Here is a 13,390-nt window from a genome sequence, read left to right on the forward strand (position 1 = left end):
TCGTGCGCCATGGCACCCAAACGCGCAGCAACTCAGCAGTGGAAAGTCCTGGCCATCGCCCTAGTTGGCGTGGTGGTGCTGGTGGGGGCGGTCTACGCCTTTATGAGCTACCAGCAGAACAAGCCGGGCACCCCGGTGCGCGACCTCGAGGTCGCCGTGGCTGCCGCCGGGCAGACCGAGCAGGTGCCCGTATATACAGTGTGCGAGCTGGACGTGGAGTGCCCCGGCGGTGAGCCGCCGAGCGTGCGCCTGCCCGATCAGGGGGACGTGACCTTCACTGTGCCCGGTGAGATCGAGCGCAACAGCTGGCGCCTGCTGCTCATCTACGACGACCCTGCCGCCAACACCGAGCGCGTGTTCACCTCCGGCGAGTCCGGCGAGGAAACCGTCCCGGCGGTGACCGAATCCGGTGCGAAGCTCGTCGTCACGGAGATTACAACCTTGGACATTGAAAAAGGCGACGACGGGGAAGAAACTCCCGTCATCGCCACGTGGTCTGTCGGCTTCGACTAGGCCGAAGGTGCGTCGCTAAGCATCCAGCTCCCGGGCCACCGCCCTCAGGATCCCCGCAACCTGGCGGCCTTCCTTGCGGTCCGGGTAGCGGCCGTTGGTCAGCGCTGGCTGGACCTGCGTCTCAATCAAGGTCATCACATCCGCCAGCATGCTGCCCAGCTCCTCCGGCTTGCGGCGGTGCACGGGGCGACGCTTCGGCTCATCGAGCACTTTCACGCGCAGCGCCTGCGGCCCGCGGCGGCCGGCAGCGAAATCGAACTCGATGCGCTGGCCTGCGACCAGCTCGTCCACGCCGTCGGGGAGCACGGACTTGCCGATGAAGACGTCGTCGTCGCCCGGGTTGGACGCGAAGCCGAAGCCTTTTTCGGTGTCGTACCACTTCACCTTTCCAATAGGCATGGCATCCTCCTTTAAGGTTCCGGTACATGGCCCGCCCATTGCAGGCCAAAATAAAGGCTTTACACTACACCTTCGCCCCGAAAACCGCGACTGTGACCCAGAACACCACAATTCGCCGCGCAGTGCCCGACCTGCGGAAACGTTGAACCCTGCTGTCACACGAACACCATTCCGTGCCGCTTGCGTGACACAATCGTTACAAATGGTTAGGCTGTCCCGAGAATTGGCGGTCAACGACGAGAGGAAACAAATCATGGGACGCCACTCCAAGAAGACCACCTCCACGGGCAAGAAGGCTCTGGCAGGTACCGCAGCAGTTGCAGCACTGGCAGGCATCGTCGCCCCGCAGGCAACCGCAGCACCGGATTCCGACTGGGACAAGCTCGCACAGTGCGAGTCCGGCGGCAACTGGTCAATCAACACCGGCAACGGCTACTACGGCGGCCTGCAGTTCAACTACGGCACCTGGCAGGCATACGGCGGCGGCGAATTCGCCCCGACCGCAGACCAGGCAACCCGCGAGCAGCAGATCATCATCGCCGAGCGCACCCTGGCCCAGCAGGGCTGGGGCGCATGGCCGGCCTGCTCCGCGCGCTACGGTCTGAATTCGGCGCCGACCAACCGCGACGCGCAGGCCGCCCAGGCGGCTCCGGCACCGAAGCCGGCTCCCGCCCCGGCTGCACCGGCACCGGCAGCCCAGACTTCCTCCACCGGCAACGAGACCGATGAGCTGTACACAAAGCTGCGCGACGCCATCAACGGCCTCGGCTTCCAGGTCCCGGCCACCGTCCAGGACAACTACGCCGCAAACCGCAACGACTACAACGCGTTCTACGCAACTAACCAGCCGCTGGTGGACGCCGCACTGGCCGGCGACTACGCCAAGGTCGCCCAGCTCGTCGGCTCTAACTTCAGCACCCAGGTCAACGACACCCTGGCGTCCCTGCAGCAGACCTACCTGCCGCGCTAAGCGCTACGCGCCGAAACCCCGCCTTCGGGCGGGGTTTCTTTTGCCCACATCGCTGATCTGCTAGTTCGCCCAGCCCGGCAACGGCACCGAACTAGCAGATGAGCCCACAGTTGGAATCAGTTTTCTATACCACCTGGGCAAACGGAACGTTGGACACTTGATCTGCTAGTTGTCCAAACTCTCAAACACACGAAAAAGGTGGCCCCGCCACGGGGGCCACCTTTGGTACGTCGCTAAGCGAAAGCTAGCGGTTGATGCGCGTAGTCGGGTGGACGTAGCCGGTCTCCTCCGCCTTGAGCGGCAGGATCAGCTCGTCGCCGAACGGGCTCGCGGCGCCGGTGAGCTTGGAGGAAATCTCGGTGACCGGGTGGCCGTTACCAGGGGTGTGCGTGGGCCACGCCGGGTTCGCGCGACCGATCTTCTCTACATCTTTAGCCATGCCCCTCATTCTTTCACGCCGGGCAAGAAAACGCACGTAAACTCACCCCCGCAATGTCTACCTTCCCCGAATTCTTGCAGTCGCTTAGCGACGATCAGCTCCGCCTTCTCATCCGCACCCGGCCAGATGCCTTCTTCCCCACCCCTCCCTCGGCAGGGTCGTTGGCCACGCGCCTAGGCCTGCCGGGCTCCGCGTCGCGGGCGTTGCGCCAGCTCACGGCCGCTGACCTGGCGGTGCTGGAGCGGCTCGCCGACGCCGGCGCGGAGCTGGACCCGGTGGACGCGGGCGAGCTCGGCGACGTGGCGCACCTGCGGGAACTCGCCTTGGTGTTCGGGCCGGATAAGGAGCTGCGGATCTCCCCCGGCACGCTCACCGCGCTGCCCCCAGGCTGGCGCGTGACCGACAGTCTGCCGGCGGGCGCGGCCGAAGCGCTAGAGGCACTGCCCGCCCGCGAGCGCAAGGTGTTGGAGACCCTGGCCTCCTCGGGCGGGGTGGGCACCACCTCGGCGGCCGGGCCCGACGCGGACCCCGCGGCACCCGTGGCGAAGCTGCTTGCGGCCGGTTTGCTGGTGCGGGTGGACGCGAACACGGTGCGGCTGCCGCGGCCGGTGCGCGACGCGATGCGCGGGATCCAGCCGCGTGAGTTCCCGCTTCAGGCGCCCGCGCTGCCGGAGGTGGACCAGTCCGCGGTGGACGAGGCCGCGACCTCGGCGGGCTTGGACGCCGTGCGACAAATGCGCCAGCTGGTCATGGCGCTCATGGACCACCCGGTCGCGCTGAACAAGGACGGCACCGTCGGCGTGCGCGCCGCGGCGAACCTGGAAAAGGAACTCGGCTTCGACCCGAGGTTATTGATCACCATCGGCGAGGCGGCGGGCCTTGTCGGCCGCGGCAACGTCGACGACGAGGACGTGCTCGCCGCCACCCGCGACGCGTTGACGTGGATCGACGCCACGCTTTCAGACCAGTGGGCAATCCTCATGGTCGGCTGGGCCGCCTCCCCGTGGCGCGCCGACACCGCCGCGAAACTTCTGTCCGCGGACATGCACGCGCCCGCGGTGCGCCACGCCCGCACAACCATCCTGCGCCACGCGGGCAACGTCGACCAGTTACTGTTCCACGCCCCGCTGGAGGCCAGCGGGTTCTCGCCACAGCTCATCCAAGCGGTGGTGGATGAGGCCCAGTTCGTCGGCGCGCTCGCCGGCACCCCGCAGCCGGCGCAGTCCTCTCCCCTGCTGGCGCTGCTGGACGGCCGTGATGGCGAGGACGTCGCCGCCGCGGCCAAACAGCTCGTGCCCGCGTCCGTCGACACGCTGATTGCCCAGGGCGACATGACAATGCTCGCCCCTGGCCCGCTCGAGCCGGACATGGCGTCGTTTTTGGAGCGCATCGCCGAGCTCGAATCGCCGGGCCTGGCCAGCGTGTGGCGGGTCACGGAGGCGTCGGTGCGCCGCGGCCTGGACGGCGGGCTCACTGCCGAGGAGGTCCACACCTGGCTGGGCCAGCACGTCATGGGCGAGGTGCCGCAGGCAATCGCGTTTCTTGTCGACGACACCGCCCGCACCCACGGCGCCATCCGCGCCGGCAGCGCGCTGAGCTACATCCGTTCCGCGGACCCGGCGCTGATCGCCACCGCGGCCGAGCGCTGCGGCCTGCGCGTCCTCGCCTCCACCGTCGCGGTGTCGGACCAGCCGCTGACCAAGCTCATGGCGCAGCTGCGTGCGGCCGGGATGCAGCCCACCGCGGAGGACAACACCGGCGCGACGCTGAACATGGCGCCCGAACCCGCGCTGGTCGCCGCTACCCCGTCTACCCTGCCGCGCACCCCAAAGGCCACCGAGGATCAGGTCGAAGCGATCGTGGCCAAGCTGCGCGCCGATTCCGGCTCCGACGCGGACGCCGGGGCCGGCGACATCTTCGAAACGCTGCGGGCGGCGGCTCGAGCGAAGCGGCATGTGGCCGTAGGTTTCGTGGATAAGCAAGGGCGCGGCCGCACGCTCACTGTGCTGCCGCTGAGCGTGAGCGCGGGGCAAGTCGACGCTCTCGACGAGGCCGCAGATCGCGTGGTGCGCATCGCCCTGCCGCGCATCACCAAAGTGGTGCTGGCTTAGCGGCTGACGCGCTCCAGGATTTCCAGGATGTGCTCGTAGTCCTCACCGGTCGCCGCGGTCAGGCCCAGCTCGCAGGTGCGGTTGGACGACGCATGGCAGGTCGAGTCCAGCTCGGCCGCCTGCGCCGCCTCGCGCTTCGTCGCGGCGTGGGTCAGCTCCGGGTGCAGCATGCCGCGGTCGCCCGCGTAGCCGCAGCAGTTCCACTCGGCGGGCACGCGCACATCTTCGGCCGCGGCGTCAGCGACGCGCGCCAGCGTATCGACGATCCCAAGGTGCGTCGCCGAACACGTCGGGTGCAACGTCACAGAGTCCACCTTCTGCTTCACCTCGAGGCGCTCGAGCACCTGGTCCTCGACGAACTCGATGGCATCGATGACGGTGATGCCGATGCCCTCGGCCATGTCGCGGAAGCCGTGGGTGCAGCTGGACGCGTCCACGACCACGGGCAGGCGCCCGCCGTCGGTGGCGGCGATGAGCTGGTCGTTGACCCGGCGCTGCATGATGTCGTGGCCGGTGCTCATGCCTTTCGACGCCCACGGGGTCCCGCAGCACATCCCGTCGATGCCCTCCGGGACGGTCAGCGCGAGCCCGGCGCGCTCGACCAGCTTCGCAAACGCCTCGGAGGCGCCCACGCCCTCGCCCTGCGGCCCGAACATGGAGTTCACGCAGGCGGGGACAAACACGCCCGCCGGCTCGGCGCCCGGCGCGCCGATCCGGGTGCCGAACGCCTTGGAACGCTTGGCCCCGCCCTTGGACAGCTCGGAGCGGTACTGCGGCACAGTGTCGTCGCCCACCAGGGCGCGGGCGACGTCGGTGACCTTCTGCACCAGCTTGGTCGGCATGTAGTACGCGCCGGTAAGCGCCGCCGAGGCCAGCGTGTTGCCCGGGCCCCACGCCTTCGCGGCGGCCGCCCAGCCGGCGGATTCCGCGGCACCGGCCTGGCCGCGGCGCAGGGATTTGATGAACTTGCCGGTGTCGATCTTCACCGGGCAGGCCGTGACGCACATGGAGTCCACCGCGCAGGTGTCGATGCCGTCGTACTGGTAGGCCTCGTCGATGTGTGCGACCAGCTCGGTGTCGCCTTCCTGGATCGCCTTCGCACGGGCGCGGCGCACCACGATGCGCTGGCGCGGGGTCATGGTGATGTCGCGCGAGGGGCACACCGGCTCGCAGTAGCCGCACTCCACGCAGGAGTCGATCTCGTCTTCCACGTGCGGGTTGAGCTTGAAGTTCTTCATGTGTTCGCGCTCGTCGTCGGTGATGATCACGCCCGGGTTCATCACCCCGCGCGGGTCGGCGGCGCGCTTGAGCTCCACCATGACCTCGTAGAGCTCGTCGCCGTACTGGCGGCGCACGTACGGCGCCATCACGCGGCCGGTGCCGTGCTCGGCCTTCAGGTTGCCGCCGGCGCCGAGCACGAGGTCGACCATCTCTTCGTTGAAGCCGTCGTAGCGGCCCAGGTTCTCGTCGCCTTCGAAGCGGTCGGTGATGAGGAAGTGGATGTTGCCGTCTTTGGCGTGGCCGAAGATGACGGCGTCGTCGTAGCGGTAGGCGTCGAAAAGCTGCTGCAGCCCGCCGCAGGTGTCGGCGAGGTCGTCCACGGGCACCGCGATGTCCTCGAGCAGCGCGGTGGTGCCGGACGGGCGCGCCTCGGCGACCTGCGCGTAGAGGCCCTTGCGGAAGGCCCAGGCCTTGGCGGCCTCGGCGGCGTCGGTGGTGAAGGCGGCCGGGGTCTGCAGGTCGAAGCCTTCCAGCAGCTTTGCGCCCGCGGCCTCGTATTCGCGCAGCTCATCGGCTTCGTTGGCGTGGTACTCGATGAGCAGCGCAGCCTGGCCGGACAGCTCGAAGCCGGTGATCTGCTCCGGCACCGAGTCGAAGGTGCGGCCGACCTTGATGGAGCGCGAGTCCATCAGCTCCAGCGTGGCGGCCTTGGAGTCGAACAGCGCCGGCAGCGAGCGCGTCGCCGCGTCAAGCGTCGGGTACACCGCGATGGTGGTGGTCTTCAGCTTCGGCACCTCGATGGTGCGCAGCACAGCCTCCGCGATGAACGCGAGCGTGCCCTCGGACGCGACCAGCAGGTGCATGAAGATGTCCAGGGGCGACTCGTAATCTAGGAACGCGTTGAGGCTGTAGCCCATCGTGTTCTTCAGCGCGAAGTGTCGCTCGATGGTGGCGACGGATTCCTTGTTCTCGCGCACGCGCCGCTTCAAGCGCTCAAGCTTTGCGACGAGCTCCGCCTCCTCCCGCGCAAACTGCGCCTCCGCATCCGCGTGGGCGGTGTTGATGACGGTGCCGGACGGCAGCACGAACGTCATCGATTCGATGGTGTTGTAGGTGTTGTACTGCGTGCCGCAGGCCATGCCGGAGGAGTTGTTGGCAATCACGCCACCCATCGTCGCCGCGCCCTCGGACGCCGGGTCCGGGCCGATCTTGCGGCCGTACGGGGCGAGGTGGGCGTTGACCTGGCGCACCGTGGAGCCGGGCTGGACGCGCACGCGCTTGCCACCGTTAAGGACCTCCACGCCGCGGAAGTGCTTGCGCACGTCCACCATCATGCCCGCGCCGCCGGCCTGGCCGGACAGGGAGGTGCCGCCGCCGCGCAGCACCACCGGGGCGCCGGATGCCGCCGAGGCGCGGAAGGCGGCCGCCACGTCGTGGGCGGTGCGGGCTTCCACCACCACGTCCGGGGTGTAGAGGAAGTGCGACGCGTCGTGGGCGTACTTGATCCGGTCGATCGGGCGGGTGGAAAGCGCCTGGTCGGAGCCGAGTTCGCGGGACAGATGGTCTGCGGGGGAGGAAATGGTTGTGGTCATAAATCCATGCTAGCCCCCTGTGAATCCGCGGAATACATTTCACAACCGTTGACAAAGTGTTGGGTTTATACAACACTTCATTGCATGTCGCCGAAGAAGCTACCGAAGGACCCGATATATAACCGGGTTCGTGTACTCCGCGCCGAGCGCGACATGACACGAATCCAGCTCGCAGAACTGATCAACGTCAACCCGCAAACCGTCGGCGCGCTCGAGCGCGGAGACCACTCCCCCAGCCTGGATCTAGCCTTCCGCGTCTGCGAGGTCTTCGACCTCCCCGTCGAGGCCGTGTTCTCCCGCACCGAATTTCCCCCTATGTCGAAGGAGCTGTACACCAGATGAACGGCATCGACCGTGAGAGAAAAACAAAAACGCTCATTGCCATTTCCTTCTTAGCCATGCTCTTTTTCATCGTCTGCACCGCGCTCCAGCTGACGCTGAGCCAGTGGTGGCTATCGACCTTGTCGATCGCTTCCGTCATAATCAGCATGATCGCATGGGCACAGATCAGAGCGGAGAACGGCAACGCCGACACCATTCCAGAAGACCTGCTCGACGAGTACGAGCGCAGCGTGCTGGACACTTGGCGCAAGCGTGCGATGAAAGCATTCGCCCTGCTCAATGGCATCGGCGGTTTCGGTTTCATGCTTACCGGTCAGCTGCTAGACGGACCTGGCAGCACTGCCTTAGTAGCTGCCGGGTACTTCATGCTGTTCACCTTCCTCATCGTCTACCCGCTGCCCATGGTCGGCTACGCCATTACCTTTAACCGCAAGGAGGAGGACAAGTGACCACAATCGAAATCCGCGACCTGAACAAGCGCTTTGGCAGCGTCCAAGCCCTCGACGGCATGAGTTTCACCGTCCACGACGGCGAAATGTACGGCTTCGTCGGCTCCAACGGCGCCGGCAAGTCCACCACGATGCGCATCGCCCTCGGCGTGCTCGCCGCTGACTCGGGCGAGGTGCTTCTCGACGGGCGCCCGCTTGACGACGACACCCGCCGCCGCATCGGCTACATGCCCGAGGAGCGCGGCCTGTACGGCAAAGAAAAGATCCTGGAGCAACTGGTCTTTCTGGCCAAGCTGCACGGCGTCGACGGCAAAGCCGCCAAGCAGCGCGGCACCGAGCTGCTCGAGGAGCTCGGTTTGGGCGAGCGCGTGAACGACAAGCTCGACGACCTCTCCCTGGGCAACCAGCAGCGCGTCCAGCTCGCCGCGAGCCTCATCCACGACCCCGACATCCTCATCCTGGACGAGCCGTTCTCCGGCCTCGACCCCGTCGCCGTGGACGTGATGAGCACGATGCTCACCGACCGTGCCCGCGCTGGCGTGCCCGTCATCTTCTCCTCCCACCAGCTGGATCTGGTGCAGCGCCTGTGCGACCGCATCGGCATCGTCACCCGCGGCCGCATGGTGGCCGAAGGCACCGTCGACGAGCTGCGCGCCCACGGCCCCACCCGCTTCAAGGTGGGCACCCAGGCCCGCGGCTGGATCCCGGAGGGCATGAAGCTTATCGACGACTCCGCCACCCACGTCATCCTCGAAGCCCCGAGCGTCCAGGACGACCAGCGCATCCTGCAGGCCGCCACGGCCGCAGGCCCCGTCCACGAGTTCACCCGGGTCGTGCCCGACCTGGCCGACCTGTTTAAGGAGGTTGTGCAGTAATGAAGGCTTACTCACCCATGCACACGATCACCACCACGGCTGCGCGCGAGATCCAGATCCTGCTGCTGAAGAAGGGCGTGGTCATCACCTTCGTCATCCTCCTTCTAGCCATGGTCGGTGTCATCGGCTTCGCCTCCTGGCAGAAGAGCAAGGACGGCGCTGACGGCGGCGATGCGAAGACTGCGGTGGCGACCGTAGGCGTCGATAAGCAATTGCTCGACGGCGCCGGGTACGACGCCCGCGAAACTGCGAGCCGCGACGACGCGGTGCAACTGGTGCGCGACGGCGACGTCAAGGCCGCGCTGGTGGCCGAGGGCGACCAGTGGGAAGTCATTTCGGACGGCACGCCGTCGGCCGGAATCATGGAGGGGATGGAGGCGCTCGCCGACAGCTACACCCGCGCCGAAACGCTGAACACGCTGGGCATTTCGCCCGCGGATTACGAGGCGGCGTCCCGCAGCATCGACATCGTGCCTGTGGACGTGGACGAGGCCAGCGGCGAAGACTTCGAGCAGCAACTGCTCCGCCTGCTCACCACATTCGTGGCGCTGATGGTGGTCATTTTCACCGTGATCACCTTCGCCGCCCAGGTGGGAAGCCGCGTGACCGAGGAGAAATCCTCCCGCGTGGTCGAGCTCGTCCTCGCCTCCGTGCGCCCGCTGGATTTCCTGGCGGGCAAGCTGCTGGGAACGCTCGTGCTGGGCTTCCTCGCCACCGCCGTGCTGCTCATCGTCGGCGGCGTTGGCTTGAAGGTCTCCGGGCTCGTGGACGACATCGAATTCGACTGGTCCGTCCTCCCCGTCCTGCTGATCGCCTGGCTGCTGGCCATGCTGTTTTTCGGCGCCCTCTACGCCGCGGCCGGCGCGATGGTGCAGCGCACCGAGGACCTGCAGTCCACCCAGATGCCGATCCTGCTGCTCATCATGGCTTCCGCGTACATCCCCGGCTTCGGCTGGATGAACACCGATGCCACCTGGATGCAGGTAATGAGCTGGATCCCGCCGTTTTCCATCTTCGCCGCGCCGCTGTCGTATGCGGCCGGGGACTTCACCGCGCTGCAGCTGGCAGGCTCGTTTGCCCTCGCGGCTTTGGCGACGGCGCTGGCCGTGTGGGCCGCCGCCCGCATCTACAAGCGCACGATCCTCAACAACGGCAACGTGACCAAGTGGTCCCAGCTGCTGCGCAGGGGCTAGCGTGCGCGCATTTTGGCGATGAACTGCTCGGCGTCGAACTCGGCGCCGAGTTCTCCTTTTTCTACGGCGAGTTTGAGCGCGTCGAACTTCTGCTCCCGCTCCTCCACGAGCCGCAGCCCCTCGCGCAGGACTTCGCTGGCAGACGCATAGCGGCCGTCCTGAATGAGCCGGGCGATGAACTTGTCGTAACGTTCGCCGAGTACAACTGAAGTGTTCTTAGCCATACACGGCACGCTACCAACATTTAGGAGTAGATCGCATGGCTCTCGGCGACGGCCCCCTGATCGTCCAGTCGGACAAGACCGTCCTGCTCGAAGTCGCGCACCCGGACGCACCCAAGGCCCGCGCCGCGCTCGCCCCGTTCGCAGAGCTCGAGCGCGCGCCCGAGCATATCCACACCTACCGCATCACCCCACTTGCGCTGTGGAACGCCCGCGCCGCCGGCTTCGACGCCGAGCAGGCCGTGGATGTGCTCGAGCGCTACTCCCGCTTCCCGGTGCCGCAGGCGCTGCTCGTGGACGTTGCCGAAACCATGGCCCGCTACGGCCGCCTCAAGCTGGTCAAGCACCCCGCCCACGGGCTGATCCTGGAGGCGGACGACCACGCGATCCTCACCGAGGTCACCCGCAGCAAGAAGATCCAGCCGCTCATCGCGAAGCCTATCGACGACACCACCGCCCCCGTCCACCCCTCCGCCCGCGGCCAGATCAAACAGGAGCTGACCAAGCTGGGCTGGCCCGTGGAGGACCTGGCCGGCTACGTCGACGGCGAGTCTCACCCGATCGCGCTAAACCACGACGGCTGGGAGCTGCGCGACTACCAGCAGTACGCCGCCGAATCCTTCTGGGAGGGCGGCTCCGGCGTGGTGGTGCTGCCCTGCGGCGCCGGCAAAACCATCGTCGGCGCAGCATCGATGGCGCAGGCACAAACCACCACCTTGATCCTGGTGACCAACACCGTCGCCGGCCGCCAGTGGCGCGACGAGCTGCTGCGCCGCACCACCCTAACGCCTGAGGAGATCGGCGAGTACTCCGGCGAGAAGAAGGAAATCCGCCCCGTGACCATCGCCACCTACCAGGTGGTCACCCGCAAAACCAACGGCGAATACCGCGCACTCGAACTTTTCGACTCCCGCGACTGGGGCCTGATCATCTACGACGAGGTCCACCTCCTCCCCGCTCCCGTCTTCCGCATGGCCGCCGACCTCCAGTCCCGCCGCCGCCTCGGACTCACGGCGACCCTCGTGCGCGAGGACGGCCGCGAGGACGACGTGTTCTCCCTCATCGGGCCAAAGCGCTACGACGCCCCGTGGAAAGAACTCGAGATGGCCGGCTACATCGCCACCGCCGAGTGCGTCGAAGTCCGCACCACGCTCACCGACGAGGAGCGCCTCACCTACGCCACCGCCGAAACCCGCGAGCGTTACCGTCTGGCGGCCTGTTCGGTGGGCAAGCTGGAAGTCGTCGATAGGCTTCTTGCAACGCATAAGGGGCAGCAGACCCTGATCATCGGCGCGTACGTGGAGCAGCTCGAGGAGATCGCATCGCGTATCGACGCTCCCCTGGTCGACGGCAAAACCACCACCAAAAAGCGCGAAGAAGCCTTCCAGGCGTTCCGGGACGGGGAAATCTCCACCCTGGTGGTGTCCAAGGTGGCGAACTTCTCCATCGACCTGCCCGAAGCCGCCGTGGCCATCCAGGTCTCCGGCACCTTCGGCTCCCGGCAGGAAGAAGCGCAACGCCTGGGCCGATTGCTGCGGCCCAAATCTGACGGCGCGGAAGCCGTGTTCTACACCGTGGTCGCCCGCGACACCCTCGACTCCGAGTACGCCATGCACCGGCAACGCTTCCTGGCTGAACAGGGCTACGCGTACCGACTGGTCGACGCCGCCGACCTTTAAACTTGTATGCCATGAGTGGCATGAAGGTATTCAAGTTCGACGTCGACGAGGACTTTGCGAAGCAGCACAACGAGATGGTGCGCGACACCCGCAGCCTCGTCGCATCCGGCATCGCGATCTTTGTCATCTCCGTGATCGTCGGCGTCGCCGTGTGGTTCCTTGTGGACCCGTCCTCGCCGTGGCATTGGCTTGGCAGCTTTGGCGCCGTACTGTTCGGCGTATTGATGCTCGTGGTGGCGCTTTTGATCCCCCGCAGCGTGGGTAAGACCCAGGAGATCTACGACTCCCACCCGCTCGCCCCCGCCATCATCACCGAGCGCGCCGGCACGACGGTGACCCTGACCGCGCTGGTGAACCTGAACGTGGACCCCGCCCTGCCGCCGCGCTGGGCCATCACCTCGCGTGTGATGCAGCCTCTCCCGAACACTTCCGACAAGGTCGGAACCAAGGTGCCCGTCGCTGCGGTGGGCGCGCAGCGTTCCACCCGCGACCAACAGCACTGGCAGACCATCACCCCCATGCCCATCGCCTGGGGCACTCCCGACGAGGCAGTTGTAGCTTCCGCACGGAAATCGATCCCCCAGGACCAGTGGTCCACGCTGGAGCGCGCCCGCAAGAAGGCTGCTCTCGTCGAGCAGTCAAAGAACTCGCTCGTGGAGCTCTAGCGCGGGCTCTTTCCGGGCTAAGCGTCTGCCCGCGCCCGACTTCCGCCCCTCCCCATCTCTCACCCGCGACAGATCCCTCATCGGTTCGGTCGCGGGCATTCTACTTTGTTCGCCCCAGCCTGCGGGACTTCGTGGCTGGGCGCCAATGATTGGTGCAGGCCTGGTTGTCCGCAATGCGGAGTTGGTGTGCGTCCGAGTCCCGTTGTTTCCTCCGTATGTGCGGGTGTGTTGTGTAGAAGTCGTCCGGCCTGGGTGTGTTTGTGCTGGTCGGTGTGTGGGTCAGGTGGTGGTGTTGCCGAGTTTTGCACACTCTGGGTGCGGACCCATTGTTGGTGTGGGTGGTGTTGTCCGCAATGCGGAGTTGGTGTGTATCGCCGCCTCGAAGGAAGCATCCGCCCGGCGGTGGGATCGTGGGTGCGCACGAATGGTGGGTGTGGGTGGTGTTGTCCGCAATGCGGTGTCCGCAGGGCGCCGGCAGTCTGGGGTGGTCTCGTAGCAGTTGACGACCGCCCGGTTTTCCCGCGCTGTTCCCCAGGTCGCGGAACGCGCCCGTCAGGTTTTACGAAACCTCACCCCCGGTCAGCAGGGTCGTTGGTGGCACCCATTGTTGGTGTGGCTGGTGGTGTCCGCGATGCGGGCACACACAAGCCTGGACCAAAAAAGGGGCACCCGCCACACAAACGGTTGTGTGGCGGGGGCTTGTGTGAAGTTGTTGGGTCGG

13 protein-coding genes are annotated in these 13,390 nt (G+C 66.6%); 9 read left to right on the forward strand and 4 right to left on the reverse strand.

Features of this window, described 5'->3' with window-relative positions:
- The first annotated feature begins 9 nt into the window (after positions 1 to 9).
- A complete protein-coding gene (locus HMPREF3151_RS02355; protein ID WP_070472999.1) occupies positions 10 to 513 on the forward strand; it encodes a DUF2771 family protein in 504 nt (167 codons plus the stop codon).
- Between the two features lie 15 nt (positions 514 to 528).
- Here HMPREF3151_RS02355 and HMPREF3151_RS02360 read toward each other — a convergent pair whose 3' ends face one another.
- Entirely contained in the window at positions 529 to 912 is a 384-nt protein-coding gene (locus HMPREF3151_RS02360) for a cold-shock protein (protein WP_034999423.1), read from the reverse strand.
- 253 nt (positions 913 to 1,165) lie between these two features.
- On the opposite strand from HMPREF3151_RS02360, the gene HMPREF3151_RS02365 reads away from it, so the two are divergent.
- Entirely contained in the window at positions 1,166 to 1,882 is a 717-nt protein-coding gene (locus HMPREF3151_RS02365) for a resuscitation-promoting factor Rpf1 domain-containing protein (protein WP_070473002.1), read from the forward strand.
- A 244-nt stretch (positions 1,883 to 2,126) separates the two neighbouring features.
- Here the strand turns inward: HMPREF3151_RS02365 and HMPREF3151_RS02370 are convergent, their stop codons facing one another.
- Complete coding sequence (locus HMPREF3151_RS02370; protein ID WP_034999421.1) at positions 2,127 to 2,321, reverse strand: hypothetical protein; 195 nt, start codon at positions 2,319 to 2,321, stop codon at positions 2,127 to 2,129.
- Between the two features lie 53 nt (positions 2,322 to 2,374).
- Here HMPREF3151_RS02370 and HMPREF3151_RS02375 point away from each other — a divergent pair, with 53 nt between their 5' ends.
- Entirely contained in the window at positions 2,375 to 4,432 is a 2,058-nt protein-coding gene (locus HMPREF3151_RS02375; RefSeq protein ID WP_070473005.1) for a helicase-associated domain-containing protein, read from the forward strand.
- Here HMPREF3151_RS02375 and HMPREF3151_RS02380 read toward each other — a convergent pair.
- Positions 4,429 to 7,245, reverse strand: a complete 2,817-nt coding sequence (locus HMPREF3151_RS02380; protein WP_070473007.1) for an FAD-binding and (Fe-S)-binding domain-containing protein — start codon at positions 7,243 to 7,245, stop codon at positions 4,429 to 4,431. The genes HMPREF3151_RS02375 and HMPREF3151_RS02380 overlap by 4 nt on opposite strands.
- Positions 7,246 to 7,329: 84 nt before the next feature.
- Here HMPREF3151_RS02380 and HMPREF3151_RS02385 point away from each other — a divergent pair, with 84 nt between their 5' ends.
- The 4 genes from HMPREF3151_RS02385 to HMPREF3151_RS02400 are packed head-to-tail and all read left to right on the forward strand — an operon-like array spanning position 7,330 to position 10,104.
- Positions 7,330 to 7,587 carry a helix-turn-helix transcriptional regulator gene (locus HMPREF3151_RS02385; protein WP_070473010.1) on the forward strand — a complete coding sequence of 86 codons (258 nt, stop codon included), beginning with the start codon at positions 7,330 to 7,332 and terminating at the stop codon, positions 7,585 to 7,587.
- Positions 7,584 to 8,036 carry a hypothetical protein gene (locus HMPREF3151_RS02390; RefSeq protein ID WP_070473015.1) on the forward strand — a complete coding sequence of 151 codons (453 nt, stop codon included), beginning with the start codon at positions 7,584 to 7,586 and terminating at the stop codon, positions 8,034 to 8,036. Before HMPREF3151_RS02385 ends, HMPREF3151_RS02390 begins: the two co-directional genes overlap by 4 nt.
- Positions 8,033 to 8,911 carry an ABC transporter ATP-binding protein gene (locus tag HMPREF3151_RS02395; protein WP_070473018.1) on the forward strand — a complete coding sequence of 293 codons (879 nt, stop codon included), beginning with the start codon at positions 8,033 to 8,035 and terminating at the stop codon, positions 8,909 to 8,911. The genes HMPREF3151_RS02390 and HMPREF3151_RS02395 overlap by 4 nt, the downstream gene beginning before the upstream one ends.
- A complete protein-coding gene (locus HMPREF3151_RS02400) occupies positions 8,911 to 10,104 on the forward strand; it encodes an ABC transporter permease (protein ID WP_070473022.1) in 1,194 nt (397 codons plus the stop codon). The genes HMPREF3151_RS02395 and HMPREF3151_RS02400 overlap by 1 nt, the downstream gene beginning before the upstream one ends.
- Here HMPREF3151_RS02400 and HMPREF3151_RS02405 read toward each other — a convergent pair.
- Positions 10,101 to 10,328, reverse strand: coding sequence for a type II toxin-antitoxin system ParD family antitoxin (locus HMPREF3151_RS02405; protein ID WP_070473025.1), 228 nt, complete (start codon positions 10,326 to 10,328; stop codon positions 10,101 to 10,103). The genes HMPREF3151_RS02400 and HMPREF3151_RS02405 overlap by 4 nt on opposite strands.
- Positions 10,329 to 10,363: 35 nt before the next feature.
- Between HMPREF3151_RS02405 and HMPREF3151_RS02410 the strand changes: the two genes are divergently transcribed.
- Entirely contained in the window at positions 10,364 to 12,004 is a 1,641-nt protein-coding gene (locus HMPREF3151_RS02410) for a DNA repair helicase XPB (protein WP_070473027.1), read from the forward strand.
- A gap of 11 nt (positions 12,005 to 12,015) precedes the next feature.
- Positions 12,016 to 12,669: a DUF3239 domain-containing protein gene (locus tag HMPREF3151_RS02415; protein ID WP_371335900.1), complete on the forward strand. Its 654-nt coding sequence runs from the start codon at positions 12,016 to 12,018 to the stop codon at positions 12,667 to 12,669.
- Positions 12,670 to 13,390 lie beyond the last annotated feature (721 nt).

The organism is Corynebacterium sp. HMSC05H05, assembly GCF_001807265.1.
Lineage (GTDB): Bacteria > Actinomycetota > Actinomycetes > Mycobacteriales > Mycobacteriaceae > Corynebacterium.

Excerpts from the sequence above, each read along its gene's own strand:
- HMPREF3151_RS02355 (WP_070472999.1), top strand. The coding sequence starts at position 10 with ATGGCACCCAAACGCGCAGCAACTCAGCAGTGGAAAGTCCTGGCCATC.
- HMPREF3151_RS02360 (WP_034999423.1), bottom strand. The coding sequence starts at position 912 with ATGCCTATTGGAAAGGTGAAGTGGTACGACACCGAAAAAGGCTTCGGC.
- HMPREF3151_RS02365 (WP_070473002.1), top strand. The coding sequence starts at position 1,166 with ATGGGACGCCACTCCAAGAAGACCACCTCCACGGGCAAGAAGGCTCTG.
- HMPREF3151_RS02370 (WP_034999421.1), bottom strand. The coding sequence starts at position 2,321 with ATGGCTAAAGATGTAGAGAAGATCGGTCGCGCGAACCCGGCGTGGCCC.
- HMPREF3151_RS02375 (WP_070473005.1), top strand. The coding sequence starts at position 2,375 with ATGTCTACCTTCCCCGAATTCTTGCAGTCGCTTAGCGACGATCAGCTC.
- HMPREF3151_RS02380 (WP_070473007.1), bottom strand. The coding sequence starts at position 7,245 with ATGACCACAACCATTTCCTCCCCCGCAGACCATCTGTCCCGCGAACTC.
- HMPREF3151_RS02385 (WP_070473010.1), top strand. The coding sequence starts at position 7,330 with ATGTCGCCGAAGAAGCTACCGAAGGACCCGATATATAACCGGGTTCGT.
- HMPREF3151_RS02390 (WP_070473015.1), top strand. The coding sequence starts at position 7,584 with ATGAACGGCATCGACCGTGAGAGAAAAACAAAAACGCTCATTGCCATT.
- HMPREF3151_RS02400 (WP_070473022.1), top strand. The coding sequence starts at position 8,911 with ATGAAGGCTTACTCACCCATGCACACGATCACCACCACGGCTGCGCGC.
- HMPREF3151_RS02405 (WP_070473025.1), bottom strand. The coding sequence starts at position 10,328 with ATGGCTAAGAACACTTCAGTTGTACTCGGCGAACGTTACGACAAGTTC.
- HMPREF3151_RS02410 (WP_070473027.1), top strand. The coding sequence starts at position 10,364 with ATGGCTCTCGGCGACGGCCCCCTGATCGTCCAGTCGGACAAGACCGTC.
- HMPREF3151_RS02415 (WP_371335900.1), top strand. The coding sequence starts at position 12,016 with ATGAGTGGCATGAAGGTATTCAAGTTCGACGTCGACGAGGACTTTGCG.